The 26,731-nt window shown below is 55.4% G+C and carries 25 protein-coding genes; 14 read left to right on the top strand and 11 right to left on the bottom strand.

The genetic code is table 11. From position 1 onward, the window contains the following. The first annotated feature begins 1 nt into the window (after position 1). The 10 genes from LC417_RS12575 (at position 2) to LC417_RS12530 (ending at position 9,996) form a co-directional block, all read left to right on the top strand. Positions 2 to 520 carry a GNAT family N-acetyltransferase gene (locus LC417_RS12575; RefSeq protein ID WP_010247073.1) on the top strand — a complete coding sequence of 173 codons (519 nt, stop codon included), beginning with the start codon at positions 2 to 4 and terminating at the stop codon, positions 518 to 520. Between the two features lie 9 nt (positions 521 to 529). Further along, entirely contained in the window at positions 530 to 1,456 is a 927-nt protein-coding gene (locus tag LC417_RS12570) for an amino acid ABC transporter permease (RefSeq protein WP_010247074.1), read from the top strand. Next, positions 1,440 to 2,234: an amino acid ABC transporter ATP-binding protein gene (locus tag LC417_RS12565; RefSeq protein WP_010247075.1), complete on the top strand. Its 795-nt coding sequence runs from the start codon at positions 1,440 to 1,442 to the stop codon at positions 2,232 to 2,234. Before LC417_RS12570 ends, LC417_RS12565 begins: the two co-directional genes overlap by 17 nt. After that, complete coding sequence (locus tag LC417_RS12560; RefSeq protein WP_223565930.1) at positions 2,231 to 3,130, top strand: ABC transporter substrate-binding protein; 900 nt, start codon at positions 2,231 to 2,233, stop codon at positions 3,128 to 3,130. The genes LC417_RS12565 and LC417_RS12560 overlap by 4 nt, the downstream gene beginning before the upstream one ends. 156 nt (positions 3,131 to 3,286) lie before the next feature. Continuing rightward, positions 3,287 to 3,847: a non-canonical purine NTP pyrophosphatase gene (locus tag LC417_RS12555; RefSeq protein ID WP_010247077.1), complete on the top strand. Its 561-nt coding sequence runs from the start codon at positions 3,287 to 3,289 to the stop codon at positions 3,845 to 3,847. Next, positions 3,844 to 4,638, top strand: a complete 795-nt coding sequence (locus LC417_RS12550; protein ID WP_010247078.1) for an SIR2 family protein — start codon at positions 3,844 to 3,846, stop codon at positions 4,636 to 4,638. The genes LC417_RS12555 and LC417_RS12550 overlap by 4 nt, the downstream gene beginning before the upstream one ends. A 158-nt stretch (positions 4,639 to 4,796) precedes the next feature. Further along, on the top strand, positions 4,797 to 5,141 hold the full coding sequence (locus LC417_RS12545) for a YebG family protein (protein WP_111534203.1): 345 nt from the start codon (positions 4,797 to 4,799) through the stop codon (positions 5,139 to 5,141). Between the two features lie 614 nt (positions 5,142 to 5,755). Further along, positions 5,756 to 6,589: a BglG family transcription antiterminator LicT gene (licT, locus tag LC417_RS12540; protein WP_223565929.1), complete on the top strand. Its 834-nt coding sequence runs from the start codon at positions 5,756 to 5,758 to the stop codon at positions 6,587 to 6,589. Between the two features lie 137 nt (positions 6,590 to 6,726). Next, positions 6,727 to 8,589: a PTS beta-glucoside transporter subunit IIABC gene (bglF, locus tag LC417_RS12535; protein ID WP_223565928.1), complete on the top strand. Its 1,863-nt coding sequence runs from the start codon at positions 6,727 to 6,729 to the stop codon at positions 8,587 to 8,589. 12 nt (positions 8,590 to 8,601) lie between these two features. Continuing rightward, on the top strand, positions 8,602 to 9,996 hold the full coding sequence (locus LC417_RS12530; protein ID WP_223565927.1) for a glycoside hydrolase family 1 protein: 1,395 nt from the start codon (positions 8,602 to 8,604) through the stop codon (positions 9,994 to 9,996). Between the two features lie 67 nt (positions 9,997 to 10,063). Here LC417_RS12530 and LC417_RS12525 read toward each other — a convergent pair whose 3' ends face one another. After that, a complete protein-coding gene (locus LC417_RS12525) occupies positions 10,064 to 11,191 on the bottom strand; it encodes a Fic family protein (protein WP_163641349.1) in 1,128 nt (375 codons plus the stop codon). Positions 11,192 to 11,713: 522 nt separating this feature from the next. On the opposite strand from LC417_RS12525, the gene LC417_RS12520 reads away from it, so the two are divergent. Further along, complete coding sequence (locus tag LC417_RS12520; RefSeq protein ID WP_223565926.1) at positions 11,714 to 13,654, top strand: methyl-accepting chemotaxis protein; 1,941 nt, start codon at positions 11,714 to 11,716, stop codon at positions 13,652 to 13,654. Positions 13,655 to 14,300: 646 nt separating this feature from the next. Here LC417_RS12520 and LC417_RS12515 read toward each other — a convergent pair. From LC417_RS12515 to LC417_RS12495, 5 genes are read right to left on the bottom strand one after another with little or no spacing between them, the layout of a single operon-like run. Then, on the bottom strand, positions 14,301 to 15,383 hold the full coding sequence (locus LC417_RS12515; RefSeq protein WP_223565925.1) for an ABC transporter ATP-binding protein: 1,083 nt from the start codon (positions 15,381 to 15,383) through the stop codon (positions 14,301 to 14,303). A gap of 2 nt (positions 15,384 to 15,385) precedes the next feature. Then, positions 15,386 to 16,333 carry a carbohydrate kinase family protein gene (locus tag LC417_RS12510; protein ID WP_010247086.1) on the bottom strand — a complete coding sequence of 316 codons (948 nt, stop codon included), beginning with the start codon at positions 16,331 to 16,333 and terminating at the stop codon, positions 15,386 to 15,388. Positions 16,334 to 16,335: 2 nt separating this feature from the next. Beyond that, positions 16,336 to 17,175, bottom strand: coding sequence for a carbohydrate ABC transporter permease (locus LC417_RS12505; protein ID WP_033760458.1), 840 nt, complete (start codon positions 17,173 to 17,175; stop codon positions 16,336 to 16,338). Then, positions 17,165 to 18,073, bottom strand: coding sequence for a carbohydrate ABC transporter permease (locus LC417_RS12500; RefSeq protein ID WP_022624334.1), 909 nt, complete (start codon positions 18,071 to 18,073; stop codon positions 17,165 to 17,167). Before LC417_RS12500 ends, LC417_RS12505 begins: the two co-directional genes overlap by 11 nt. A 9-nt stretch (positions 18,074 to 18,082) precedes the next feature. Next, complete coding sequence (locus LC417_RS12495; protein WP_223565924.1) at positions 18,083 to 19,330, bottom strand: extracellular solute-binding protein; 1,248 nt, start codon at positions 19,328 to 19,330, stop codon at positions 18,083 to 18,085. A gap of 297 nt (positions 19,331 to 19,627) precedes the next feature. Between LC417_RS12495 and LC417_RS12490 the strand changes: the two genes are divergently transcribed. Next, complete coding sequence (locus LC417_RS12490) at positions 19,628 to 20,797, top strand: ROK family transcriptional regulator (protein WP_010247093.1); 1,170 nt, start codon at positions 19,628 to 19,630, stop codon at positions 20,795 to 20,797. 42 nt (positions 20,798 to 20,839) lie between these two features. Here the strand turns inward: LC417_RS12490 and LC417_RS12485 are convergent, their stop codons facing one another. The 3 genes from LC417_RS12485 to LC417_RS12475 form a co-directional block, all read right to left on the bottom strand. Continuing rightward, a complete protein-coding gene (locus LC417_RS12485; RefSeq protein WP_010247095.1) occupies positions 20,840 to 22,114 on the bottom strand; it encodes a Glu/Leu/Phe/Val dehydrogenase in 1,275 nt (424 codons plus the stop codon). Between the two features lie 465 nt (positions 22,115 to 22,579). Then, positions 22,580 to 22,969, bottom strand: a complete 390-nt coding sequence (locus LC417_RS12480) for a DUF1090 domain-containing protein (RefSeq protein WP_050679344.1) — start codon at positions 22,967 to 22,969, stop codon at positions 22,580 to 22,582. Between the two features lie 122 nt (positions 22,970 to 23,091). Continuing rightward, positions 23,092 to 23,862 (bottom strand): MerR family transcriptional regulator, encoded by a 771-nt coding sequence (locus LC417_RS12475; protein ID WP_163641354.1) that lies wholly within the window; start codon positions 23,860 to 23,862, stop codon positions 23,092 to 23,094. A 361-nt stretch (positions 23,863 to 24,223) separates the two neighbouring features. Here LC417_RS12475 and LC417_RS12470 point away from each other — a divergent pair, with 361 nt between their 5' ends. After that, the gene (locus tag LC417_RS12470; RefSeq protein WP_010247102.1) at positions 24,224 to 24,619 is read left to right on the top strand and encodes a hypothetical protein; all 396 of its coding nucleotides are present in this window, start codon (positions 24,224 to 24,226) and stop codon (positions 24,617 to 24,619) included. A 45-nt stretch (positions 24,620 to 24,664) separates the two neighbouring features. Here LC417_RS12470 and LC417_RS12465 read toward each other — a convergent pair whose 3' ends face one another. After that, complete coding sequence (locus LC417_RS12465; RefSeq protein ID WP_022624329.1) at positions 24,665 to 25,138, bottom strand: nuclear transport factor 2 family protein; 474 nt, start codon at positions 25,136 to 25,138, stop codon at positions 24,665 to 24,667. 55 nt (positions 25,139 to 25,193) lie between these two features. Further along, a complete protein-coding gene (locus tag LC417_RS12460; protein WP_010247107.1) occupies positions 25,194 to 25,628 on the bottom strand; it encodes a 6,7-dimethyl-8-ribityllumazine synthase in 435 nt (144 codons plus the stop codon). A gap of 390 nt (positions 25,629 to 26,018) precedes the next feature. Here LC417_RS12460 and LC417_RS12455 point away from each other — a divergent pair, with 390 nt between their 5' ends. Next, positions 26,019 to 26,726 (top strand): phage antirepressor KilAC domain-containing protein, encoded by a 708-nt coding sequence (locus LC417_RS12455; RefSeq protein WP_064690785.1) that lies wholly within the window; start codon positions 26,019 to 26,021, stop codon positions 26,724 to 26,726. Positions 26,727 to 26,731: the final 5 nt, after the last annotated feature.

Raw genomic sequence — 26,731 nt, 5'->3', positions numbered from 1 at the left:
CATGAGTGAATCCACTTTTCGCGAAGTTTCACCCGACGCGCCGGAATTGCAACCGATCCTGGGCGGCCTGTTTGGCGAATATTCCGCACGCTATGGCGACTATTTTTCCCGTCGTAACGAGCTGGAACAGGAGCTGACCGAATGGTATCTGCCGCCGCAGGGGCTGTTTATCGTGCTGGAGCGTGACGGCGAGATCATCGCGATGGGCGCTTATAAACCCTATGACCCGCAGACCGCCGAGCTGAAGCGCATCTGGACCCGCAGCGATCTGCGGCGTCAGGGGCTGGCGCTGGTGGTGTTACAGGAGCTGGAGCGTCGCGCCTTACAGGCGGGCTATCAGCGGCTGTTTCTCACCACCGGCTTCCGTCAGCCGGAGGCGGTGCGGCTCTATACCGGTCACGGTTATCAGCCACAGTTCGATCTCAGCGGGGATCTGGAGCGTTATGGCCAGCCGCCGCACGACGGACGACTGCGTTTTATCAAAGTGATCGGCGTCTATAACGTCGCCGCGGCAAGTTAAGAGGTGACCATGAGCAAACATCAACATCTGCAGGTGGTGCCGGCACGCTACCCGGCACGCACGGCAGGGGCTATCGTTGCGCTGTTTATTCTGGCAGGCGTGGTGCAGTCAGTGGCCTTTAATCCGCGCTGGGAATGGAGCGTGTTTGCCCGCTGGTTCTTTGATCCGGTGATCCTCCACGGTCTGGGCCAGACGCTGCTGCTGACGCTGCTGGGTACGATATTCAGTCTGTTTCTGGGCGGTCTGCTGGCGCTGGCACGTCTCTCCTCATCGTGGCTGCTGAGTACACTGGCGTGGGGTTATATCTGGCTGTTCAGATCACTGCCGCTGATTGTGGTACTGATCATTCTTTATAACTTCTCCTATCTCTACGACACCCTGTCTGTCGGCATTCCGTTTACCGGCCTCTCCTGGGGGGCGTATCAGACGATTAACGTGCTGGGGCAGTTTCAGGCAGCCGTTATCGGTCTGACGCTGGTGCAGGCGGCCTACAGCGCGGAAATTATTCGCGGCGGGATCCTCGGCGTCGATCACGGTCAGGTGGAAGCCGCGTCCGCGCTGGGTCTCTCCGCCACACGCCGCACCTTCCGCATCATTCTGCCGCAGGCGCTGCGCGCCATTATTCCCACCGCGTTCAACGAGATCATCAGTCTGGCGAAAGGCACATCCGTGGTTTATGTGCTGGCGATGCCGGAGCTGTTCTACACCATCCAGATGATCTACAACCGCAATCAGGAAGTGATCCCACTGCTGATGGTCGGTGCCGCCTGGTATCTGATTATCACCACCGTGTTGTCCGTGATTCAGTACAACGCCGAACGCTGGATGGCCCGCAGCGTCACCCGTGAACCGCAACCGTCGCGCTGGCGACAATGGCGCAACCGCGTCACGCCACTTCATCCGACCGAGGAGATCAGCCATGTCCGAAGCCATTGATTACCGCACCTCACACACAACCGGTGCCATCAGCATCACTGGTGTCAGTAAACGATTTGGTAAACATAAAGCGCTGGATGATGTATCGCTGTCACTGGCACCGGGGTCCGTCACGGTGATCCTCGGGCCGTCCGGCTCCGGTAAATCCACGCTGCTGCGCACCATCAATCATCTGGAACGGGTCGACGAAGGATTTATTCAGATTGATGGCGACTACATCGGCTATCAGCAGCGCGGCAATAAGCTGTATGAACTGAAAGAGAAGGCGATTCTGCGCCAGCGCATCAACGTCGGCTACGTGTTCCAGAACTTCAATCTGTTCCCACACCTCAGCGTGCTGGATAACCTGATTGAAGCGCCGATTGCCCATCGTCAGTTAACGAAACCGGAAGCGATACAGCGTGCAGGCGAACTGCTGGATATTGTGGGCCTGCGGCATAAAGCCGATGCGTGGCCGCGTCACCTGTCGGGCGGGCAGCAACAGCGCATCGCGATTGCGCGTGCGCTGATGCTCAATCCACGGGTCATGTTGTTCGATGAGCCAACCTCTGCGCTGGATCCTGAACTGGTGGGCGAAGTGCTGGATGTAATTAAAAAGCTGGCGCGTTCCGGCACCACGCTGGTGATTGTGACGCATGAGATCGGCTTTGCCCGTGAAGTGGCGGACAACGTGGTCTTTATGGTGGATGGCCGGATTGTGGAGCAGGGCAGCACCACCCAGGTGCTCAATAATCCGCGTCATGAGCGCACCCGACGCTTTCTGGCGCGCGTGTTATGAGGGCATTAACGTTAACGGTTCTGACGCTGCTTCCGGCGCTGGCCTGTTCTGCGGCTGAGAAGCTCGATGTCCTGCAAAACGAGACGCCGATTCATGCCCCGGCCAATCCGCAGGCTATTGGTAAAATTCCGGCCAATTACCGTTTTATCGAACCGGGCACCCTGACGGTCGCTACCTCAGCGACCAACTCGCCGCCGCTGTCGCTGCTGGCGTCTGATAACGTCACGCGGATCGGCAGCGATCCCGATATCGCCCGACTCCTTGCTGATAGCCTGGGGCTGAAACTCAGGCTGGTTCCGGCTTCCTGGGAGGACTGGCCGCTGGGTCTCAGCGCCGGACGCTATGATGTCGCGATGTTCAATATTGCCGTGACCGAAGAGCGCAAGAAGAAGTTCGATTTTGCGACGTATCGCGCCGACAACCACGCTTTTGCGGTGAAAAGCGACAGTCATATCAGCAAGATTAATAGTCCGGCGGATATTGCCGGTAAACGGATTATCGTCGCCTCGGGCACCAATCAGGAGCGTATTTTACTGAGCTGGGATGAGCAGAACCGGGCTAAAGGTTTGCCTGCGGTAACGCCGATTTACCTGACTGATGATGCCTCCGCGACGCTGACGTTGCTGTCGGGACGGGCAGATGCGATGTTTGGCCCTCACTCTATGGCGGCCTGGAAAGTGGCGTCACGCGGACAGACAAAGCTGGTTGGCAGCGGACCGTTTCGCGCTTGGGTCGCCGTGACCACCAAAAAGGGCAATGGCCTGGCACCTGCGCTGCAGGCTGCGCTGGATGGCACCATCGCAGGCGGGCAGTATCAGCAGGTGCTGGCACGCTGGGGCGAACAGGATGAAGCCATCACTCAGTCCACGGTGAATCCACCCGGCATTGTTTACTGAGTCTGCAGAACCGGCTCGCCTGCTGCGGCCGGTTCTGCGCACTTCAACCTGATGAGCACAGAATTGAACTACACTCTCCAGCGTTAGTGATTTATCCTGCCCGCCTGTTTCCGTAAAATCCTCACTGCGTGGCGGAGTAATTGACCTGGAAGCCCCATGAAAATCAGATTCCTTTCTGCCAATGAGCAAAAGCTGGCGGAGGTGCGCAAAATACTCGAACCTGTCGGGGTCGAAGTTCTGCCCATCGCCCGTCGCATCGAAGAAATTCAGACTGAAAACGAACTCGACCTGGTACGCGACAAACTGACCAAAGCCTTTTCGCTGATTGGGCGACCGCTATTTGTAGAGCATACCGGCCTCTATCTGGATGGCCTCAATGGCCTGCCCGCCGGTCTGACCCGCATCTTCTGGAACCGCCTGGACGCTGAGCGCTTTACCGCGCTGGTGCAGGGGCTCGACAGCCAGGCCGTGACGGCCAAAACGGTGCTTGGCTACTGCGATGGCCGCAAAATGTACCAGTTTTCGGGTGAACTGCGCGGCACCATCGCCGCGAAACCTGCCGGAACGCGTGGCTTCCAGTGGGACTGCGTCTTTATTCCCGAAGGCTATGAGCAGACGTTTGCTGAAATGGGCGAACTCAAGAATGAGATCTCGATGCGGCGCATCGCGCTGGATCGCTTCGCCACCTTTTTAAAAACCTCGCGGGGCATGGCATGAAACCTGAACTCAAACGCGCCTATGATTCCGGCAAACTGATTCTGTTTGCCGGTGCCGGTATTTCGCGCAATTTTGGCCTGCCCGAGTGGCATGAACTGATTGCGCATCTTGCTAATGAGCTGGGTTACGATCCAAAAATCTTTAATACCTATGGCACGCACCTGTCGCTGGCGGAGTATTACAAACAGAAAAAAGGTTCGCTTGGCCCGCTGCGCAGCTGGATGGATCGCGAATGGCATCGCCCCGATATTGATGTCCGCTCTTCTGAAATTCATACCATGATTACCCAGGGTAACTTCTCGCGTATCTACACCACCAATTACGATCGCTGGCTGGAAGCGGCGCATGAAGCGCACGGCGTACCCTATTATAAAGTGGCAAACGCCGCGGACCTGGTTTCTCTCACCGAAGATAAGCGTCACATCATCAAGCTGCACGGTGATTTTGATGATGACACCTCAATCGTGCTCGATGAGAGCAGCTATTTTGAACGCCTCTATTTTGATTCGCCGCTCGACATCAAACTGACTCACGATGTGATGGGCAACTCAGTGCTGTTTGTCGGCTACAGCATCAGTGATTTCAATATTCGCCTGCTGTTTTACCGTCTGACCAAGATGTGGGGCCGCACCGGGCTGGCAACCGCCCGGCCAAAATCGTACCTGTTCACTAACCGGAACAACCCGGTGGCCAAAGAGGTGCTGGGGCAGTGGGGGATTGAGGTGATCGTCTCGGAAGAGGACGATCCCCGTAAGGCATTGGCGATGTTTCTTGAAGAGCTGCTGGTGTAACCGCCGGCCCTCGCGGCGGAGAATGCGTCAGGAAAAATGAAAAAAGCCTGTGCCAGGTTAAGGTTAGCCCGTGCACAACCGATAAACTCTATTCTCTGCTGGCAAAGCAGGATCGGCATGATATACTGTATGCATACACAGTACCTGAGGGCGAGAAGATGGCTGTTGAAACAAAATTTGTAGTAGTCAGAAAGGGTGAAGAGAAGATGACGTTTGCCAATAAGAAAGAGGCCGATGCCTACGACAAAATGCTCGATATGGCCGAAGCCTTCACCGACTGGCTGTTACAGCATCAACCTGCACTGGAAGAATCTCAGGCTGAAACGCTGGGCCTGCTGATTGCAGAGCAAAAAGATGCGGTTCAGCATATTCTGCGCACCAGCAAACTGCCGGAAGCGGCAGCAGCACCCGTCTCTCAGCCAGAAGCTGTCTCAGACGATAGCGCGGATGAGCCGCAGGAAGAGCCTGCTGCAAAGAAAGTACGCGCCGTTAAAGCCGCGTAATCTCAACAGCGCCGGAAGCGAACCTTCCGGCGTTGCTGTTTCTGAATGGCGGTTTGAGCTGTTCTCCTGCTAACTTTTTTACAGATAATCTTCCTCCACTCTTTTACCCTGCATAACGGGGTCTGACGCTCAACAGAACGATTTCACACATTAAGGGCTTTTCGTCAGATAAATCAAAACATTGTGATCAATGACAAAAGCGTTCAAAGCGTTGTGTTTTTAATCGCTAAATGGCAGTTAATGAACACTGCAGTCCATTAGTCGATTTTTCAGACGACCTTCCTCACATGACTATCTTCCTCCCATAACGTGAGTTTTCATTCCACTGAGCGTCATACCCCTTTTGCTGCCCGGAACCGCACCCTGGGCTTTAATACTGGTCTCGTCCGGCGGGTATCGCCACACGCAGGATGCCTGGGTGACTGAACTCAACACGGTAGTCACTTTTTAAGTTAATAAGAGGATTTCGATCGCTGTCACGCTTTTTGCCCTGACAGATTGAGGTCACGACTAAAACTGATAGAGTTCCCGAACTGGATTGTTACTGCTTAGGCAGGCAAAACCTGACTTCTGGCCTCTGTCGGATGTCAGGTTTTTTTGTTTCTGGGGTTCCGATGAAAATCGCCAAAATTCTTAATAACAACGTGGTGATGGTTCAGGATGAGCAGGGACGCGAACAGGTCGTGATGGGGCGTGGACTGGCTTTCCAGAAGCGCATCGGTGACAGTCTCAACGCTGCGCACATTGAGAAGGTATTTGCGCTGCAAAGTGATCTGCTGGTACGTCGTCTGGAGGAGTTGTTACACCAGATCCCTCCTGAAGTGATGACCACCTGCGACCGCATTATTGATCTGGCAACACAACGTCTGGGGACATTGCAGGAGAGCCTGTATATCACGTTGACCGACCACTGCTACTTTGCCATTGAAAGGCAGAAAAAAGGTCTGGCAATTAAAAATGTTTTGCTATGGGATATCAAACGCCTCTACCCCAAGGAGTTCGAACTGGGTCAGGAGGCCAGGGCTATCATTTCACGTCGTCTGAATGTCGAACTGGCGGAGGATGAAGCCGGATTTATCGCGCTACATCTGGTGACGGCGCAGCTCAATAATGAAATGCCGGAAGTGATGCATGTCACCCGGGTTATACAGGAGATTCTGCAACTGGTGAAGTATCAACTGCAGCTGGAGTACATCGAATCGTCGCTGAGTTACCAGCGTTTTGTCACTCATCTGAAGTTTTTTGCTCAGCGGATGCTGACGCGTACCGTGGTGGACGATGACGATGTATCGCTGCATACAGCAGTAAAAGATAACTATCCCAAAGCCTGGAAATGTGCGGTGAAAATCGCGCAGCATCTGCAACAAAGCTATCAGCGTGATCTGACCGCAGAAGAGATCATGTTTCTCGCCATTAACATCGAACGGGTGAGAAAAGAGGGGCAATAAGCTCCATAAACCGGATTGTTACTGCTTTACGCAGGCAAAACCTGAGCGCGGCCTCTGAAAGGAGGACGTTCTCAGGTTTTTTTCATTTTTGGCTCAGTTAACTGATGTCCGCAGGCATCGGTTGTAAGGAAATCGAGATGGAATATCACACGCTGGCGCAGGATATCCTCAGCCATATTGGTGGCCGGGAGAACATCGTAACTCTGGTTCATTGTGCCACCCGGTTACGCTTCAAACTGAAAGACAACCATAAAGCCGACGCTGAAGGGCTAAAGAAAAATCCGGGCGTTATTATGGTCGTTGAAAGCGGCGGGCAGTTTCAGGTGGTGATTGGCAACCACGTTCATGATGTCTGGCAGGCTGTGCGTAGTGAAGCGGGCCTGGCTGATGAGCTTTCTGCAGCAACAGAAGGGGAAAAGACCGGGGGTAATGTTTTCAATCATCTGATCGACATTGTATCAGGCATTTTTACCCCGTTTATCGGCATTCTCGCCGCCTCCGGGATCCTAAAAGGTTTACTGGCGCTGGCCGTGGTCTGTGGCTGGCTTTCTGTTGAAAGTGGAACGTATAAAATCTGGTTTGCAGCCAGTGATGCCCTGTTTTTCTTCTTTCCTCTGGTGCTGGGCTACACCGCCGGGAAGAAATTTGGCGGCAATCCATTTATTACCATGGTGATTGGCGGGGCGCTGACCCACCCGACGATGATTGCAGCTTTTAATGCCAGCCAGCAGTCCGGTGAAATGACGGACGCGTTTCTCGGCATCCCTGTAACCTGGTTTAATTACAGTGCGTCGGTTATCCCGATTATTCTCGCTGCCTGGGTAAGTTGCTGGCTGGAAAAACAGAGCAGCCGGCGACTTCCCGCCTCCATGAAAAACTTCTTTGCGCCATTAATCTGCCTGAGCGTCACCGTGCCGCTGACCTTCCTGGTGATTGGCCCACTGGCCACAGGCTTAAGTCAGATACTGGCAAACGGTTACCAGTGGATTTATGCGCTGGCACCCTGGCTGGCTGGTGCCGCCCTGGGCGCGTTGTGGCAGGTCTGTGTGATTTTTGGTTTGCACTGGGGACTGGTGCCGCTGATGATCAACAATCTTGCCGTACTGGGGCATGACTCAATGCTGCCCATGCTATTGCCTGCTGTCATGGGCCAGGTTGGCGCGGCGCTGGGGGTGTTTCTGCGCAGTCGGGATGCACGACAGAAGATGCTGGCGGGTTCATCCGTGACCGCAGGGATCTTTGGTATCACTGAACCGGCTGTCTATGGCGTTAATCTGCCGCTGCGCCGTCCCTTTATCTTTGGCTGCGTGGCGGGCGCTATTGGCGGTGCCATTGTCGGCCTCAGCAGCACCCACGTTTATTCATTTGGTTTTGCCAACATCTTTACCATCGCACAGATGATCCCACCTGGCGGTGTGGATTCCACGTTATGGGGCGGTATTGCCGGGACGCTACTCGCGCTGACACTGGGTTGCGGCATGACGCTGGTAGCGGGCATGCCCCGAAACACGGCGCCAGACGCAGCGCTCCCGATTACCCCTGGCGAAGATGACATTCTGTCACCGATGACGGGCACCGTTCTGGGGCTTGGTCAGACTCCCGATCCAACCTTCGCCAGTGGCCTGCTGGGACAGGGTTTGGCCATCATCCCTTCCGACAACAAAGTGATTGCGCCTTTTGCGGGTGAGGTGGCCTCCCTGTTTCAGACCCGACACGCCATAGGGCTGCTGAGTCACAGCGGGATTGAGCTGTTGATCCATGTGGGTATCGATACCGTCAGGCTCGACGGCAAACCTTTCACGGCACATGTAAAAGTGGGCGACACATTCAGGGCCGGCGATCTGCTGCTGGAGTTCGATCGTCAGGCCATTCTTGATGCCGGATATGACCTGGCAACACCGATCATTATCACTAACAGCGATGAGTATCCTGAGGTGATGACTGTGGCAGGGACCGCGGTCACTGCAGGTACGCCTTTACTCAGCGTCACTCGTCAATAAAAGGAGAACAGGATGAAAACTTTCCCGGATTCATTTTTATGGGGCGGTGCTGTTGCCGCTAATCAGGTTGAAGGCGCATGGCGGGAAGAGGGCAAAGGCCTCTCAACCTCTGACGTTCAGCCACAGGGAATCTTTGGCCCGGTATCGGAGCGCGTTGAGGGCAGCCAAAGCCTCAAAGACATCGCGATCGACTTTTACCACCGCTACCCGGACGATATCAGGCTGTTTGCAGAGATGGGGTTCAGCTGTCTGCGGGTTTCAATCGCATGGACGCGCATCTTTCCGAACGGTGACGAGCAACAACCTAACGAGGCCGGTCTGGCCTTTTATGACCGGTTATTCGATGAGCTTGCCGCACATCACATTACTCCACTTGTTACGTTGTCACATTATGAGATGCCCTGGCACCTGGTGAAGCAGTATGGTGGCTGGGGTAACCGCCAGGTGATTGGCTTCTTTGAGCATTATGCCCGTACGGTGTTTGCCCGCTACCGGCAGAAAGTCAGACTCTGGTTGACCTTTAACGAAATTAACATGTCGCTTCACGCGCCGATGACCGGTGTGGGTCTGCCGGAAACCAGCAGCAAAGCTGAGGTGTATCAGGCAATTCATCATCAACTGGTCGCCAGTGCGCTGGCGGTGAAAGCCTGCCGCGAGATTAACCCGGACGCCAGCATTGGCAATATGCTGCTGGGAGGGCTGGTCTATCCACTCAGTTGTAAGCCTGATGATGTGCTGGAAGCGCTGCAGGAGAACCGGAAATGGCAATTTTTTGGCGATGTTCAGTGCCGTGGTGTTTATCCGGGCTATATGTTGCGGTTCTTTCGTGAAAATAATATTCAGCTGGATGTCACGGATGCCGATCGCCAGATACTCCAGTCGACCGTCGATTTTATCTCGTTCAGCTATTACATGTCCGGCTGCGTGACCGCCGATGAGACACTGAATCAGCAGATGCGGGGTAACATTCTGAGCATGGTGCCCAATCCTCACCTGCAGAGTTCTGAATGGGGCTGGCAGATTGACCCGGTGGGCTTGCGGACCTTACTGAATCTGCTGTGGGATCGTTATCAGAAGCCGCTGTTTATTGTTGAGAACGGACTGGGCGCCAAAGACATACCGGATGCAACGGGCGTCGTGCAGGATGACTATCGCATCAGCTACCTCAACGATCATCTGGTTCAGGTGCGTGAGGCCATTGACGATGGCGTGGAGGTCATGGGTTATACCAGCTGGGGACCTATCGATCTTGTCAGCGCATCAAAAGCCGAATTGTCTAAGCGTTACGGTTTTATTTATGTTGACCGCGATGATACCGGGGAAGGTTCGCTGGCCCGCAGCCGGAAGAAAAGCTTTTACTGGTATAAAGAGGTCATTGCGACCAACGGGGCTTCACTTAAAGAGTAATTCCCGCACTCAGGAGTAGATCACAACGATCGCATGTACTCCCGGTTAGCAGTCAAAACAGCCCGGCTCAGGGCGTCTCGTGGGTGTTAACCTGATAGCGGGTACTCCTGCCTCCGCCTTCGAGCCGGTAAAGGCAGCCTTTTTCAACCAGATCGGCCAGATGACGGGTCGCGGTGGCTTTACTCACTTTGGCGACCTTCTGGTACTGACTGGCGCTGATCCCCAGTTCGAAACCCTGCTCGCCGCCATCCAGCAGCCGGTTCAGCACTTTCACCTGTTCCGGACTCAATCCCATTCCCTGATGCCGCAGCCAGAAACGCGCTTTCATCTGAGTGCGATCGATGACGTTCATCGCCTGTTGCAGACTCTCATCCAGGATATCAAGAAACCACACCAGCCAGTGAGTGATATCCAGGCCGCCTTTCTGCGTCTGCTCAAGGATGCGGTAATAACCGGCACGCTGCGTCAGAATGGCGGGTGACATGGCATACAGCCGGATGCTCTGACTGTCGGCCTGCGCCAGCGCCAGATCGGTTAACGCGCGCGTGATACGACCATTACCATCATCAAAAGGGTGCAGGGTGACAAACCAGAGGTGGCAGATGGCGGCGCGCAGCAACGGGTCCAGCATCACATCATGCTGACTGCTGTTGAACCACTCAATAAACTGCGCCAGCTGCGGCTCCAGTCCCTGTCGCGGCGGCGCTTCAAAATGCACCGTGGGACGATCGATGCGACCTGAGATGACCTGCATCGGCTCACTGCCGCGCAGCGTGCCGACGCTCAGGCGCTGCACCGTCCACTCATCGGCCGGGAAAAGCCAGCGATGCCACTGACAGAGACGCTCAGGCGTCAGCGGCTGGCTGCGGTTGTTGATGGCATCGAGCATCATGGCAGCCAGGCCTTCTGAACGATCGGAGACCGGATAGGGCTGCTCTTCCGTCACGCCTAACCGACGCGCCAGCGATGAGCGGACCGATTGCACGTTGACCCGCTCCTCTTCAATCGCGGAAGAGGAGAGGATATTGCTGAGCAGGGTATCCAGCGTCTGGGTTTCACTGTCTGAATGCAGGCTGGCACGGCCCAGCAGCAATCCGCGCTGCTGCTGCAGATGGCGCAGGCGCGGTAACAGCACGGCGTCCTGCCACTGAAAACGGGGCCAGTCCGGCTGTTGCCAGATCCAGGTAACGCTCATAATCGGCTCACGCTAAGGGTGGATGAGCCGAATAAAGAAGGTTATTCGGCTCACAGAATGAGTCGATAATAGCGAATATTTGGCTCACAGGCCAACCCGGCTGAAGTGAGGGCAAAAAAAAGGACCCGAAGGTCCTGTTTGCTTAGCGGGAGAACTGCATAAAGGTGTCTGAATAGTAGTGAACGATCCAGGCGACATACGCCAGCCAGACAACCATCCCGATAGCTAATCCTGATTTACCGATCATTGTTCTATCTCCACTGCGATAAGGGGGCTACAGCAACTGTTGACATAAACTGACAGTAATGGCGGGCACCAGTATTGTTGCAGATCAAAAAAAGGCCGTTCATTCGCAGCGCCATAATCCCTTTGCGATCAACTTCCCGTAATCACGCGCTGTGAGACCCCCATCACGGCTGGGAAATGGCCATTAAAGTTCAAAAAAACGCCGCCGATAGATGATCTCAGGAGCACCATAACTACAAGGAGGTATTGAGCCAGGTAAATTTCAGGGGAAGCACTATGGTCAGTCAGTTAACACATAAGAAAAGAATGAGTACCCGTGCCCAGATGCTGATCATGGGTGGTTTAACGATAGTGCTGGGATTTACCGTGACGATTGGGGTTCTCAGCTGGCAATCCGGTAAAGAGCAGAAGGCGCTGGCCGAACAATATCTGCAGCAGATTGCGCAGAGCCGTGCCTTACAGGTACAGCAGGAATTGAGCCATGCACGTGATGTCGCGAGTCACCTTGGACAAAGTCTGATTGCCTTGCCCCACGTTGGTATTACCGATCGCAAAGCGGCCGATAAGGTGATGGAGTATGCGCTGCGTGCTAACCCTGACTATCTGTCGATGTCAGTGATATTTGAACAGAATGCGTTTGATGGCCGTGATGCCGAGTTCGCTTCACAGCCGGGTCAGGCACCGCAGGGCCGTTATGCCTTTTTTGTCGATCGTGACGCATCAGGTACTTACTCGATGCATCCGCTGCTCTCCTATCTGACACCGGGTCAGGGTGATTACTATCTGATCCCGCAAAAAACACAAAAAGATACGCTCACCGAACCCTATAGCTATGCCTATAACGGCGTGCCAACATTGCTCACCTCCGTCGCCGCCGCGATTATCGATCAGGGCACCTTAAAGGCGATCGTTACCTCTGACATTTCACTAGCATCACTGCAACAGAAAGTGAATCAGATCAAACCCTGGCAGGGAAGCGGTTATGTGCTGCTGCTTTCTAACGGCGGGAATGTGGTCTCTTCGCCGGTGAAAGATGAAGCCGGGAAGCCCTGGAAAGGCGAAAAAGAGGGTTTTACGTCAAAAGTCGTCCAGCGATTTGATGCCGTGCTGGGTGAAGACGCTTTAGTCACCTGGCAGCCGGTGATGATAGGTAACAGCGACAAACCCTGGTATCTGGGCGTCGTGGCACCGGTCAGTCAGGTGATGGCCGCCTCAAACCGGCAGCTGATGTGGGCGGTGATCCTGATGGTCGTGAGCGTTCTGCTGGTCGGGACGGTGCTGGGCATGCTGTTCAGCCGTAAAGTACTGCGTCCGATTGGCGGTGAGCCGGCTGAAGCGGCGCATATTGCGCTGGCCGTCGCCGATGGCAAGCTGGATAACGCGATTGTGGTGAAAAACGGCGATCGCAGCAGCCTCTTTTTCGCCCTGGATACCATGCAAAGCCAGCTCCGGCAGATTGTCGGGCAGATTAAAGATTCCAGTGAATCAGTACGCCAGGGAGCGGGTGAAATTGCCAGCGGAAACCTCAATCTGGCGTCACGCACCGAACAACAGGCCGCCGCGCTGGAGCAGACCGCAGCCAGCATGGAGCAGATCAGCGCCACGATTCGCCTGAATGCCGATAACGCGCAGCAGGCAACCAGCCTGACTGAAAACGCTACCCACATCGCCAGTCGTGGTGCCTCGCTGGTGGGTGAGGTGGTGCAGACCATGGCGCAGATCGACGACAGTTCGAAAAAGATCGGCGACATTACAACCATGATCAACAGCATTGCCTTCCAGACCAATATTCTGGCGCTGAACGCGGCTGTAGAAGCTGCACGTGCCGGTGAGCAGGGACGCGGTTTTGCGGTGGTGGCTTCTGAAGTGCGTAATCTGGCCCAGCGCAGCGCGAACGCGGTGAAAGAGATCGGCGCACTGATTGAAGAGTCGAGCGTGCGGGTCGAGAGCGGCGTCCGGCTGGTAAACGATGCCGGTAAAACCATGCAGGAGATGATGCAGGCGGTGAATTCGGTGCAGGGGATTATCGGTGAGATTGTTACAGCATCAAGCGAACAGGCGCGTGGCATCAGCCAGGTAACGATTGCCGTCAATGAAATGGATGGCGTCACCCAGCAGAATGCCGCGCTGGTGCAGCAGATGTCGGCTGCCGCCAGTTCGCTGGAAGATCAGGCGCAGCAGCTGTCACAGACGGTAGAGCAGTTTCATCTGGCGTAAGCAGGCGTATGTTTCCTGATCCAGACTCTGCTTCACAAAATAAAAAACTCGCCGCTGGCGTAATGCTGATCAGTTAAGATTAGATTTGTAAAGGCTGTCACGGTTAAACGTGACAGCCTTTTTTTCCGGGCGAGCGAGCCGCAGTGCGGGCCAGCGCACCTCTGCTGCTGCCGGGCCGTCCTCGCGCCGCTCACGCGGTACCTTCGGCTTTGACGTCGTACCGACGAACCGTTCGGGGATCGGCCCTCCCTGGCCGGCCCCGACCTGTCCACGCTTCCCGGCGTGGACTTCTGGCCCACCGTCACGCCTCAGCGCTGCGGATAACCCTCTCAGCAGCAGAGGCGCTCAGGCCTTCACTCTCGTGCCCTTTTTAACAATACACGCTGAAGTTTCAGAGCAGGCTGGTGCCGGGCAGGAGCAGGCAATCCGCAGCGCTGAACAGAATGAGTCTGCCAGGAGAGCCCGCAGGACGCGGGCGAAAGGCGGGGCGGCACAGGATGTGCCATCCCCGGCGATCCGTCAGGCAGAGGAATGAAGTGAAGGGACCGCGCAGCGGCGCGAGGACCGCCAGCCCCTGCCCGGCACCAGACTGCGTTATCACCTGTCGCTTAACTGACTGACATTACCGCTGGCGGGTTTATTTTTATCACTGCTCCGTCAGCCGCACACCGCTGCTGGCATCAAACAAGTGCATTTTATCCGGATTAACGGTCACCGGCAGCGTGCCGCCAGGCACGGCATCGCTGCGGCCGGTCAGTTGCATATGCAGCGGGAAACCCTGCCAGTTCAGATGTAACAGGGTCGATTCGCCGGTGATCTCAACAATATTGACCGCCGCCGGTTGCCCGCTGGCATCAAAAATCAGATCGTGGGGTCGTACGCCAAGCGTGACCGGCTGATCGGCCTGCTGCTGTGCCGCACTGTGCCAGCGACGCGGCAACGGCAGCCACTGCTCGCCACAGCAGACGCCAGGCAGCCCATCGCGTGTCTGGAAACGGGCATCCAGCAGATTCATCGGCGGTGACCCGATAAACCGCGCCACGAAGGTGTTTACCGGGCGGTCATAAATCGCCAGCGGCGCACCCTGTTGCACAATGACCCCTTCTTTCATCACTACAATCTGATCCGCCAGCGTCATCGCCTCGACCTGATCGTGGGTAACATAGACCATGGTGGTTTTGAAACGCTGATGCAGCGACTTAATCTCGGCCCGCAGCTCCATGCGTAACTGCGCATCAAGATTAGAAAGCGGCTCATCAAACAGAAACACCTGCGGATTGCGCACCATGGCGCGGCCCATCGCCACGCGCTGCCGCTGTCCACCCGACAACGCACTTGGATAACGCTGCAACAGCTGATCGATGCCGAGAATGCCGGCAATGCGGGCGATTTTGCTTTTTTGCTCCTCGCGCTTCACCTTTTTCACCTGCATGTGAAACGCCAGATTCTCCGCGACGGTGAGATGCGGATAGAGCGCATAGCTCTGAAACACCATGGCGATATCCCGGTCAGCAGGATCGAGATCGTTAATGCGTTTTTTATCCAGCATGATCGCCCCGTCAGAGACGGTATCCAGACCGGCAAGCAGCCGCAGCAGGGTTGATTTGCCGCAGCCGGAGGGGCCAACCAGCACAGTGAAACTGCCATCAGGGATGGTTAAATCCAGCGGGTGCAGCACGCTCTGTTTACCGTAGCGCTTCGCCACCTGTACAAGTTCAACACTGGCCATGGTCAGCGCACCTCATTTGATAGTTGGAGTTGTTGCCAGCTGGGATAGCGGCGCGGAGAGCTGCTTATCGCCTGTGATGCCACTTCAATGCCCCAGCGCAGCGCCGTGTGCGATGGCTGGTGATAGAGCAGTGCAGTAAGAAAACCGGCATTAAAACTGTCACCGGCACCAATGGTATCTACCACCGTCACCGGCTGGGCAGCAGCATACTGCACAGAGGCGGCAGACCAGAGACGTGCGCCCTCTGCGCCACACTTAATCACACAGCCGCCGCGACCACTGAGCCGGGCCGCCAGCTGTTTACCGCTTTGATCCAGCAGTTCTGCGCCCGATAAGCCCAGCGCTTCCACCTCATTCAGCAGTAGCCAGTCACAGTCCGCTAACCAGTTGCCAATCTGTAAGCGAAGCCCATCGCTCCAGCCCGCAGGCGGCCAGCCGGTATCCACGGCGACACAGAAGCCACGCTGTTGCAGCGCGGCCAGCAGCGCCGGGTAGTGATCATAGAGTTCCAGACAGAGAAAGGTGCCGCACAGCAGGACGATGTCGCCCGGCGTCGCCTGCGACGGCAACTGGGCCAGCACATCGTCCGCGGTCAGCACGGTAATATGGCCGTGATTGCTGAGAAACGAGCGTTCGTTATCGGGATGGGTCACGCCTACCGTCAGCGAGGTTTCACAGGCATAGCGCGGCCAGTATGCAGCGCTATGAGGAAAGTGACTGGCGAGCCAGTGACTGAAGCCATCGTCGCCCTGATTGGCAATGGCCCGATGCGGCACCTGCATCGCCTCCAGCGCCAGCGCACAGTTACCTGCGGACCCGCCGGGACGTAACTCGCTGTGCTGCAGCATCACTTCCGTGCCGCGCTGCGGCCAGTCGCTGAGCGTACTCATGATTAAATCAACATTTATATTGCCCACCACATAGAGGGTGGGCGTGAGGGTAGTGACCATAATTATCCCTTACTTCCGCCGCTGGTGAGACCGCTGACCAGCGTCTTCTGCAACCAGATGGCAATAAACAGTGGCGGCACCGAAGCCAGAATGCCGATAGCCGCGATCAGCCCGTCATCGGTCGCGCGTCCTGCGGTAAAACCGGCAATGGCGACCGGCAGGGTCTGTGCCGAAATATTGCTGGTAAACAGCAGCGCGTAGAAAAACTCATCCCAGGCGAGCAGCCAGCCGAACAGCGCGGCAGCGCCCAGCACCGGCTTTGCCAGCGGCAGCGTAATGCGCAGCAGAACCTGCCAGAAGCGCAGGCCATCAAGCCGTGCTGCCTGTTCGATATCACGTGGCAGTGAGTCGAACTGGTTCTTCAGCATCCAGGTCAGAAACGGCAGGATCAGCGAACAGTAGACCATCACCAGGCCGGGACGGGTGTTGAGCAGCCCCAGTTGTTGCAGCAGAAAGTAGAGCGGCAGCACAAACGCCACAGGCGGCACCATATAGATTGCCAGAGCGCCGGAAAGCCAGGCATCACGACCACTGTAGCGTGAGAAGCTGAACGCCGCGGGTATCGCCAGCAGCAGCGAGATCGCTGTGGCCACCGTCGCCACCAGCAAACTGTTGCCCAGCGCGTGCAGAAAAACGTTGCCGGGCTGATTCGGTGCCAGCGAAACCAGCCCCTGATAGCGACTGAAATCCCACTGACGCGGCAGCCACTCCAGCGGCACGCGGGAGAGATCGCTGGCAGAACTGACACTCATCAGAAACAGCCAGCCCATCGGGGCCAGAATGCTGACGGCGACCAGCAGCGCAGCCCCGTAACGCAGGACCCGTCGCAGTTTAGTTTTCATAAGCGGTACTCCGGCGGCGCTGATGCCATAACATCAGCAGATAGAGCGTGATCAGAAGGGCGCACATCAGGGTCATCAGTATCGCGTAGGCGGCACCGCTGCCGGCACGCAGATAGCTGAACGACTCCTGATAAACGAAAAAGCTCAGGGTCTTGGTGCTGTCCACCGGGCCGCCGCGCGTCATCACGTAGATGATGTCGAAGATTTTGAAGGCATCGATGGTGCGTAACACCAGCGCGACACCGAGCGGTGCAACAATCGCCGGGAAGGTAATCGCCCGGAAACGCCGCCAGGCGGAGGCACCGTCCAGTCGTGCCGCTTCAAACAGATCCTCGGGGATCGACTGCAGCGCCGCCAGCACCAGCAGGGTGACCAGCGGATAGTTTTTCCAGATATCCGCAAACATCACTGCATTGAGCGCCGCCTCCGGCGATCCCAGCCAGCTGCGATAACCGTCAATGATACCGAGCTGGCTGAGCAGGGCATTGATACTGCCGTAATCAGGGTTAAAGTTGAGCCGCCACATCATGGCGTTGACGATGGTCGGCAGCGCCCACGGCAGAATCACCAGCACCCGCAAAACGTTGCGCCCGATGAATTTCTGATTCAGCAGCAGCGCCACCAGCACGCCGATAATCCCTTCAACGGTGACAGACACAAGGGTGAAATAGAGTGTGCGCCAGATCGACGCCCGAAAGTCGGGATCGCTAAGCGCATAGAGATAGTTTTCCAGCCCAATCCAGGCAGGCGTTTCACCACTGCCAATCAGCGCAGCATCGGTAAAGCTGAGCCAGATGGTACGCAGCAGAGGCCAGGCGGTTAACAGCAGCATCACCAGCAACATGGGTGCCAGCAGCACCCATGCCTGACGCTGTTCGCGTTGACGCAAACTCAGCATCGTGACTCCTTAACGCAGCCGGGCGGCGCTTTTATCAACCGTCGCCATCGCGTCCTGCGCCGGGGCTTTACCCAGCAACACCTGCTGTAACTGCTGTTGCAGCTGGTTCGACAGACGGGAATAGTCAGCGGTCTCCGGACGTGACAGCATCACGTTTAGTGATTTGTCCGCCGCGGCGATCAGGCTCTCCTGATCCTTTTTCACCGCCTCATCCTGATAAGAGGATTTCCAGATCGGCAGGCTGAGCTTCGCATACTGGTTTTGTACCGGCTGTGAGGTCATGTACTGAATGTACTGCCAGGCCTCGTTGGCATGGGTGCTGCCTTTGGTGATCCCCAGCCCCATTGAGCCGTTTACCGCCCCCACTTTTCCTGGCGCATCGCCGGGCGCAGGCATGATCCCAACGTCGCCCGCCACTTTGCTCTGCTTCGGATCGTTGGCCATGTTGTACATGTAGGTCCAGTTCAGCGCGAAAGCCGCATCGCCATTAGAAAACGATTTACGCACATCCTCTTCCAGATATTCACGCGACGCCGGGTTACTCAGGCCCTCATCAAGCGAGCTTTTCATCAGGTTAAGCGCCTTGAGTGAAGCCGGGCTGGAGAAGTTAAGTTTGCCGTTCTGATAGAACTGACCACCAAAGCCTGAAACAAGTGTGGTGTAGTCACACACCAGTGCCTCAGCCTGGGACCAGCTCCAGACCAGCGGCCAGGTGACAATCTTTTTATCCTTGATGATCTTCGCGTCATCCAGCACCTGCTGCCAGGTCTGTGGCGGCGTGGTGATGCCCGCTTTAGCCAGCATCGCTTTGTTGTAGTAAAGGTATTTGGTGTCGAGGATCCACGGCATACCCAGCGTTTTACCTTTGTAAACCACGGTGTTCATCGCGCCCGGGAAGACCTTCTCTTTATCCTCTGGCGTAATGCGTGCGCTGACATCCTGCAGCAAATCGAAACGGGCGAATTCCGCTGGCCAGATGGCATCGAACAGCACCACATCATAGCCATTGCCGCCCGCGCCACGCGCTGCCACAATCTTGTCGTGCAGCGCCTCATAAGGAACAAACTCCAGATTGATGCTGACATCCGGGTGCTGCTTCTGAAAATTTTGCGTCATCGCGCGGATATCATTTTCGCTGTAAGCCGCCTGGGTCATAAACAGGGCATTGATCTGGCTGGCCGCCGCCGCGCTGCCTGCGCTTAACATCAGTAAGGCGGCAAAACCGGCTTTTAGTTGGGGTGTGTAACGCTGTGACATGGTCTTCTCCACTGTGCAGCAACAGGCTGTCGGTTAATTAAATCAATTTGATTGATTTAATCGGGGGCGTAATTTTGGTCAGTGGGTGAACTGACCTGTCTGAATCTAAGCAAACGGCGTGCCACAGTGCCGGAGGGCATAGCAACAAAGCCGTAACAACGCTGAAACTCAGACTGCGCTTTTATGGCAAAATTGCCTATCCTGATGCGCGAGAATTGCGTGCAGCATCAAAGATATTGTTTGCCCGAATGCATTCGGAGACCAATACTGTCGGGTCCCGCTGAAATGGAAAACAACATGAAAACCTCGGGTACCAACCTTGAACATGCGCGGGCGCACAACCGGCGTGTGGTGATTGAAGCTATTCGTCTGCACGGTGAACTGACCCGTGCCGAACTGGCCCGCATGACGGCGCTGACGCCGCAGACCGTCTCGAATATCGTGGCGGAACTGGAGCAGGCCGAACTGCTGACCAGCCGCCAGCCGCGCCGCAGCGGGCGTGGTCAGCCCTCAATTCCGGTTACGCTCAATCCCACCAGTGCCTGGTCGATCGGCATCCATCTTGATCACCAGACGCTGCTGCTGGTTCTGGTCGATCTCAGCGGCGAAGTGCGTTTCCGCCGCCTCGTTCTGGTGCAAAAGCCCCAGCCTGCTGCCACCCTGGCGTGCATTGCCAGCGTGCTGGAGGAGATGCGCGCCTTCCTGGGTACTCAGTGGCAGAAAGTGCTGGGGATTGGCGTGGTGATGCCAGGGCCTTTTGGTGTGGAGGGCATTTCATCAGTGGGGCCGACCACGCTGAACGGCTGGGAGCAGGTCGATATCGAGGCTGAACTCGCCACCATCAGTGGTCTGCCGGTGACGCTGGAAAATGATGCTACGGTCGCCGCCATCGGCGAACGCTTTCACGGCACGGCGCGCCACCTGAACTCCTTTATCTATCTCTATATCGGCACCGGCCTGGGCGCGGGGATCTTCACCGATGGTCATATCTATACCGGCCACGCTCATAATGCGGGCGAAATCGGACACATTGTGGTCGAGCCGGGCGGTCGCGACTGCTACTGCGGAAATCAGGGCTGCCTCGAGCGTTACGTCTCGCTGCAGGCCGCTTATGAATTCTGCGGTCTCGATCCAATGCGGGCGCTGCCCGAAGATCTGTTACAGATTGAACCCGCGCGTTTTACCGCATGGATTGAGAATGTGACGACGCCGTTGCGACAGGCGATCAATATTCTGGAGTCGGTGTTTGATGCTGAGGCGGTGATTATTGGCGGGATGATGCCTGCGCCGTTGCTGGAGCAGATGGTGCAGCGCTTGCCGCCGCTTTATCAGTCGGTGCGCGGACGCTATCTTAACGATATGCGACTAAAAATTGGCATGACCGGCAGCGATACAGCCGCTCTCGGCGCCGCCGCTTTACCGATTTTCGATGAATTTAATCCGAAGTTTCAGGTGCTGATGAAGTAGTCAGGGAAAAGGGCGCTGCTGCAGGCAACAGCGCCACAGGCATTAACCCGGGTAGATACCGCGATCTTTACGCGCCATCAGAATACGCTCACAGGCCACGATATAGGCCGCGGTACGCAGCGAGCAATCTTTCTCCTTCGACTTTTCCCAGACGTGTACCATCGCTTCCGTCATGATCTTGTCTGAGCGACGATTGATCTCATCTTCGCTCCAGAAGAAGCTGGCCATGTCCTGAACCCACTCGAAGTAGCTGACGGTCACGCCACCGGCATTACAGACCACGTCCGGCACCACGATAATGCCGCGGGTGGCCAGCATGTCATCGGCATCCGGATAGGTCGGGCCGTTTGCGCCTTCCAGCACGATTTTGCAACTCAGGACTTCAGCACGCTCACGGGTAATCTGACCTTCCAGTGCCGCCGGGATCAGAATATCCATCCCTGTGGTCCAGAACGCCTCTTTATCAATGCTCTGCGCACCAGGGAAACCGGCAATCTGCTTATTGGCGATCTGCCATTCGGTCAGGGCAGCCATGTTGATGCCATCGGCATTAAACAGCGTCGCGGTGTGATCCTGAATCACTACCACACGAGCACCCGCCTCATCAAACAGGCGTGCCGCTTCGCTGCCGACGTTACCGAAGCCCTGGACCGCAACGCGTGCGCCTTCAATTTCAATACCTGCACGGCGTGCCACTTCGCGTCCCGTAATAAACACGCCGCGACCGGTGGCTTTTTCACGCCCCAGTGAACCGCCCAGATGAATCGGTTTGCCCGTGACAACGCCGGTAATCGTTGTGCCGTGGTTCATGGAGTAGGTATCCATCATCCACGCCATCACTTTGCTGTTGGTCCCGACGTCTGGCGCAGGAATATCTTTTTGCGGCCCGATGATGATGCCGATCTCGCTGGTGTAACGGCGGGTCAGTCGCTCAAGTTCACCGTCGGACAGTTTGAACGGATCAACGCGGATACCGCCCTTAGCGCCGCCATAAGGCAGGTTAACCGCCGCACATTTGATGGTCATCCATGCGGAGAGCGCCATCACTTCATTAAGGTCGACATCCGGATGGTAGCGAATACCGCCTTTTCCTGGGCCGCGCGAAAGGTTGTGCTGAACGCGATAGCCTTCGAAATGGCGAATTGAGCCATCATCCATCTGGAGAGGAATATCAACAATCAACGCACGTTTTGGATGACGCAAAGTATCTATCCAACGTGAAAGATCGCCCAGATAGGGCGCAACCCGGTCGATTTGCTGTAAATAGGTGGACCAGGCAGATGTGCTGCTTTCAGACGCATAAGATAACTTATCCATAAAAAACCTTTCTTAATGAAGTTATTTATTGTGTGGAGCCGTGGATGGAGAGCGCATTGCATTGCGCCGACATAATCTAACACTACTGAAACAAATAAGATGTGGCATCAGCCATGACACAACGCAGTAATGCCCTGTTTTGGGGCAGGGTAAGTGAATAGATTAGTATTGCTGGCCCCTTACAGACGAATAAAGATGCGCGTGGAGTGCGTAATTTCTGCATAAGACAGGAAATATCGCTATCTTTCAAATCTTTGAGGGCGTTCAAAAAGTTAAATAATTGATCGTAACCATGTTGACTTTACTGCACCAATTAAGTGCATGAGAATAAGTAATCAAAGGATTACATAAAGTAATGGATTGGACGTTAATAGCGCAGGCTAATCAGGTATTTAGAAAGGAGAGAGGGTCAGGGCTGGGGAAGGGAGAATAACGGGCCAGCGCAGTGGCTGGCCAGAATGAGTTTTACTGATGCAGAGCCTGCTCGGCTTCTTTCAGTTCCTGGCGAGCGTCAGCCAGTTTATCTTCGCGCTTCTGGATCTTGCTGGCGCTGCGGCCTTCAGCTTTCGCTTTAGCCAGTTCCTGTTCGCGTTCCTGTACCTTCAACTTTTTCTCTGCCACTTTTTCCTGACGCTGCTTTAGCAGACTGCTTTCGGTACAGTTCTGATTTACTTCGCTCAGCGCTTTTTCAAGGCCGGCAACCTGATGGGTATTATTGTGCTGGCGGGCAAAAGAGAGCTGAGTCTCAATCTCCTGCTTTTTGGCTGCACAACCGGTCAGGTCAGAGGCCGCGTGAGCAGCAGTAAAAGTGAGTGGTAACAGGAGAAGGCTGAAGGTCAGTAAGGTCTTTTTCATCTTAGTCTCGTCAATGAGTCAGGGTTGTGGCACCAGTATACGGAACCACCTTAAGAGATTCTTAACGAAAAAAAATATTTACTGGCGCGGAAAAACGGGGGTAAAGAAGGCGCTGCCTGCTGTCAGGCAGCGCTGGAGGCGTTGGATTGAGCAAATTGCAGGTTACAATCAGGTCCACTGAGCATTACCGGATGGCCATCCAGACTCTGCTGTTCAAAATAGTCCTGCATCTGCTGGCTGATGCCGGCACCACACCACATCACATGATGCTGATGAAGGTCGGTTTTAACGGCTGGCAGCCCGGTTGCACGCGAGTCAACCTCGACATTAAAGCCCATCGCAGTAAGACGAATGGCTTCAAGCCAGATTTCGGTTTTATCAAGTACGCTCACCGCTTCCAGAAACAGAGGAATAGAAGATTCATTGCGCGATGAGGCGCGCATGACTTTATCCGCCTGCTGCTGCACGGTTTGCTCAAAACGGTTGAGGCGACGTGACGCTCCCCGACGGAGATCGGCGTAAAGCCAGGCGCTCAGCGGCCGCAGGAGATTAATGACGAAATCATCACCGCTATAGTGGCTGGACATCGTGTGCATCTGGCGTGAAAGCGACAGCGGTGTGCCAAATTCCAGTTGCCAGAGCAGGTCGCCTTTGCGCGCCGCCCAGCCATAGGTGGTGACCGTCGAAGCAGCCTGCTGACCTTGCCAGATTTCGTCGAGTGTCGCGCCAGTGGCTGTTAAGCCAACCAGGGTCTGGATTTCACTGAGGTGATGATCACTCCAGCGTTCCTGATACTGCTGCGGCGTCAGTAATCCCTGCTTCATCCAGCTCTTCAGGTTAGCGGGATGGGTGCCGGTTAGGGCGCAAACAGTATCGGTGGTATAAGAATGCATATCGTGCCCTCTGTAGAGGGGAAGGCCGCCGGGATTAACCGGGGATGAACCACTACTATGAACCTTATAACAGCCAATTAACAGAGGCAGAGTTAAGGCAAATCGGCGCTATGTGCCTGTGACGCTACGCTTATTCGTTGTTATTCTCCGATTAAATTTATGCTGATCAGCAGGTTAAAAGCGATGCGATCAGGCAATAAAAATACTGTGTATTTATTCAGTAAATATTCTTTACGCAAATATACCGGGAAATCGGTACTTTTAAGCCTCTTTTAAGAGCATGCCGACTCTTATCCCCCTTACATCCTCCCGCTAAATTGCTAAAATAGCGGGTTCTGATGATCAGGAGAAAGAGTGCCCAATGCGTTATCGTTTTAGTCTCGCCGTTGTAACGGTTGCTGCTGTACTGACTGGCTGTGCAAAACATGCCGCCAGCGATGCGCCAGATGAATTTGCTGCTGGCCCGACGCAGATTGATGTCTCACACATCAAGACCCGCGCAGATGATGGCTCCAGTGTATTCCTGACTGTAGATGGTAAAGACGCCGGCAGATTGCCTAACGGCGAAAGCATGCTGCTGCATGTTCCGGCCGGAAAACACCAGGTCGGTGGCTATGTACCCACTCTGTTTGGTATGGGTCGGGTGACCATTGCACCGGTAGAAGTGACCACGTCACCGGAAGATGTTAAAAAAGTGGCTTATACGGTCACACGCAACAAAGCGACCTTTGTTGAGAACAAGGACGAGCAGGGCTGAGTGGATGACGGCGGAGAGCTGCGCTCTCCGCTGGAAGGGCTGGCACTATAAGCCCAGTTCGCTCAGTGAAGCATGGTCGTCAGGGCGTCGGCCCTGCGGCCAGTGAAACAGCCGCTGTTCTTCACTGATTTTCAGATCGTTGATGCTGGCATAACGCTGCTGCATTAAACCCTGCTCATCAAAGGCCCAGTTCTCGTTGCCATATGAGCGATACCACTGCCGTTGCTCGTCATGCCATTCATAGGCGAACCGCACCGCAATCCGGTTCTGGTCAAAACTCCACAACTCTTTAATCAGCCGATACTGCTGCTCCCGCTGCCATTTTTGCTGAAGGAAGGCGATGATTTCTGCCCGGCCGGTCAGAAAGGTATCGCGATTGCGCCATTTACTGTCCGCTGAATAGGCCAGAGCGACTCGCTCCGCATCCCGGCTATTCCAGCCATCCTCAGCCAGCCGGACTTTTTCAATCGCCTGTGCAGCCAGGGTAAATGGCGGTAGAGGCGGACGTGTATTTTCCAACTTTCTCTCCTTAACAGCGCAGGCAAACGCATTGTCAGCATTCGTTACAGTCGTATCAGAGTTCCAGGGCGTGAATCTGGCAGACGGCTCGCGCCGCTTCCTGACCTTTTTTCACGAAGTGCTGAGTATAGAAGTCGATAAACTCGGCCGATGGCTGGAAATTATGCGGCGTGAGTGACACCGAGAAGACGGGCACATTGGTTGCCAGCTGTGCCTGCATCAGACCACTTACCACAGCCTGCGCGACGAAATCATGGCGATAGATGCCGCCATCCACCACCAGTGCTGCACAGACAATCGCATCGTAGTTGCCGGTCTGCGCCAGGCGTTGCGCCAGCAGCGGCATTTCAAAAGCGCCCGGCACATCCCATGTTTTAATCTCATATGAGGTACCGCGGCTTTCCAGTTCCTGTTCGAATCCTGTCAGAACCTGAGAAACGATTTCGCTGTGCCAGTTAGCTTTAATAAAGGCGACTTTCAACGGCTGCATGACTTACTCCAGTAAAAGGTGACATCCAGTGGTAACGGGCCAGATTGCGCCCCTGCACCCCGAATCAAAAATAGTGCGCCCGGCAGGCCAGTAACCTGCTGACAGCCTTCACTATACTGTAATGTAAAGAGTCTGTGTCCATCATTGTGATTATATGTAAATAACTGAGCGATGGATTACCCGCTTATGCTGCAGGAAAAGCCTGCAACGTCTCCTGCAAAGCATTCAACACGCACGCTTCAGCCCGCCAAACCGCCTCACACCCTGTTGTTTGCGTAACAGCTTCCAGTTACGTTATTGCTTAAATAAAATACTGGATATTTGAACAGGTGTTTGTATAATTAATCGACTGCCCGCCGGGTATTGGTAGCGTTAGCGAGGGGTGAACCCATGATGATTTCAACTGAAAGCCTCAAATCTCTGGAACAATCGGTCACAATGAGCAGTCGTGAACTGGCTCAGATGACCGGTATTACACACGGAGAAGTGAAGCGGTTAATCAAAAGTCTGGAGACGGCTCAGCGTCTCTCCCAGCCGCTCAGCGTGAATGAGTATGAGCGGGAAGGGGAAGTGCGTCAGGAGTACAGTCTGTGCAAGCGTGACTCGCTGCTGGCCGTGGCACGCCTGTCGCCAGGCTTCACTGCAGAAGTGCTGGATCGCTGGCAGGATCGCGAGAAGACGACCCATCTGCCTGACTTTACCAATCCGGCTGAAGCCGCTCGCGCCTGGGCTGAGCAGTTTGAACAGCGTCAGGCGGCGGAGCAGCAACTGGCTCTCTCGGCACCCAAGGCGGCGTTCTTTGATAACTTCGTTGAGGTTGATGACTCGCTGGGCTTTCGGCAGCTCTGCAAAATGCTGAAAGTGAAAGAACCGGAGTTTCGCCAGTTTCTGCTGGAGCGCAACATTATGTATCGCGCAAAAGGCACCCTGACGCCGCAGCACTACCATATGCAGGCCGGCTACTTTACGCTGCATACCGGCACGGGCGAAAATCAGCACGCTTTCTCTCAGGCACGTTTTACGTCTAAAGGGGTGAAATGGGTCGCCAGTCTGTGGGCAGGGCATCTCTCTGCTCAGCCAAAAGGCGCAGCTGCGTAACCGTT

The sequence above is a fragment of the Pantoea sp. OVA07A genome, assembly GCF_019969975.1.
Classification (GTDB): domain Bacteria; phylum Pseudomonadota; class Gammaproteobacteria; order Enterobacterales; family Enterobacteriaceae; genus Pantoea; species Pantoea agglomerans.
Note: the sequence above shows the minus strand (reverse complement) of the source record. Positions and strands in the feature narration are given on the sequence as shown.